2 protein-coding genes are annotated in these 2,038 nt (G+C 71.2%); both read left to right on the forward strand.

The window, feature by feature from the left end; all coding sequences use genetic code 11:
* Positions 1 to 311: 311 nt before the first annotated feature.
* Positions 312 to 1,103 carry a TIGR03084 family metal-binding protein gene (locus tag VIM26_RS16990; protein WP_331953306.1) on the forward strand — a complete coding sequence of 264 codons (792 nt, stop codon included), beginning with the start codon at positions 312 to 314 and terminating at the stop codon, positions 1,101 to 1,103.
* A partial coding sequence (locus VIM26_RS16995) for an acyclic terpene utilization AtuA family protein (RefSeq protein ID WP_331953308.1) occupies positions 1,100 to 2,038 on the forward strand: 939 nt, incomplete at its 3' end. The genes VIM26_RS16990 and VIM26_RS16995, both read left to right, overlap by 4 nt.

The following is a 2,038-nucleotide window of genomic DNA, read 5'->3' on the forward strand; positions in this document are numbered from 1 at the left end:
GCGGCTCGGCGAACTCGCTTATGGCGTCTACCTGCTCGCCGACCAGACCGGTGTGGACGTCGAGCAGGTTGTCGCGAGCACGGCCGCCAATCTGCATGCCCACGCCCAGCAGACACGGGCCACGAAAGAGACTGGCTGGCCGTTCGACGCGTCCTGAACGACCCGCTCGAGGACCCGCCATGCCCACGGCGTGTTGATCAACATCCCGGCCACGTGTCCACAGCCATACCCACGGCGTGTTGATCACAGTGATTGTTCAAAACAAGCAAGCGTCATTGATTTATTCATGAGGTCGTGTCAGGCTCGGTCGCGTGGCTGACCTGAGCGCCGTTCTCGCCGACCTCACCGCGGAATACGACGAACTCGACACCGTCGTCGCGACGCTGGCTGAGTCCGAGTGGGCGCGCGCGACCCCGTCAGCGGGCTGGACGATCGCCCACCAGATAGCGCACCTCGCCTGGACCGACGACGTGGCAGCGCTCGCGGTGACAGACCCCGCGGAGTTCCAGCGCGAGGTTCAGAAGGCGCTGAGCGACGTCGGCGGCTTCGTCGACCGCGCCGCGGCCGAGCGCGCCACCCAGCCGCCGGCCGAACTACTGGCCAGTTGGCGCAGCGGGCGGGTGGCCCTCGTCACGGCGCTGGCAGCGGTGCCCGACGCCACGAAGCTGGCGTGGTTCGGACCGCCGATGAGCGCGGCCTCGATGGCCACCGCCCGCCTGATGGAGACGTGGGCCCACGGCCAGGACGTCGCCGACGCCCTGGGCGTTACCCGCACCCCCACTGCCCGCCTGCGGCACGTCGCGCACATCGGCGCCCGCACCCGCGACTTCGCCTATCTCCTCAACGACCGTCCCGTCCCGGCCGAGCAGTTCCGCGTCGAGTTGAGCGCCCCGGACGGTGAGCTGTGGACGTGGGGGCCCGCCGATGCGACCCAGCGCGTCACCGGACCCGCGCTGGACTTCTGCTGGCTCGTCACCCAGCGCCGGCACCGCAGCGACCTCGCGCTCAGGGCCGAGGGCGCCGAGGCCGGCGAGTGGCTGGGCATCGCGCAGGCCTTCGCGGGATCGCCCGGCACCGGCCGCGCCCCGGCACCGGCGTCATGACGGTGCCGATCCGGATCGGCAACGCGTCGGGGTTCTACGGCGACCGTGCCGCGGCCATGCACGAGATGCTCACCGACGGCCCGCTGGACGTCCTCACCGGCGACTACCTCGCCGAGCTGACCATGCTCATCCTCGGCCGCGACCGGCTGAAGGATCCGAGCCTGGGCTACGCCAAGACGTTCCTGCGCCAGATGGAGAACGCGCTCGGGACGGCGCTCGAGCGCGGCGTGAAGATCGTCGCGAACGCGGGGGGCCTGAACCCCGCCGGGCTTGCGTCCGCGGTGCGCGAGCTCGCCGCCGGACTTGGCCTCGACGTCAAGGTCGCGCACGTCGAAGGCGATGACCTGCAGGCGCGGGCGACCGAACTCGGCCTCGGCCAGCCACTCGCCGCCAACGCCTACCTCGGCGCCTGGGGCATCACCCGGTGCCTGCGTGCCGGCGCGGATGTCGTCGTCACCGGGCGGGTCACGGACGCCTCGCTCGTGGTCGGGCCGGCCGCCGCGCACTTCGGCTGGGCGAACACGGACTACGACGCGCTCGCCGGTGCGGTCGCCGCCGGGCACGTCATCGAATGCGGGACCCAGGCCACCGGGGGTAACTACTCGTTCTTCCGTGAGGAGATCGAGGACGACCTAGGTCACCCCGGCTTCCCGATCGCCGAGGTGCATGCGGACGGCAGCAGCGTCATCACCAAGCACGCCGGCACCGACGGCGTCGTCACCGTCGGGACGGTCACCGCGCAGCTGCTTTACGAGATCGGCGGCCCGCGCTACGCCGGCCCCGACGTCACGGCCCGCTTCGACACGATCGCGCTGACGCAGGACGGCCCGGACCGGGTACGCATCAGCCGGGTGCGGGGCGAGGCTCCCCCACCGACGCTGAAGGTCGGCCTCAACACGCTCGGCGGCTTCCGCAACGAGGTGACATTCGTCTTG

The organism is Pengzhenrongella sp., from assembly GCF_036565025.1.
In the GTDB taxonomy this organism is placed as follows: domain Bacteria; phylum Actinomycetota; class Actinomycetes; order Actinomycetales; family Cellulomonadaceae; genus Pengzhenrongella.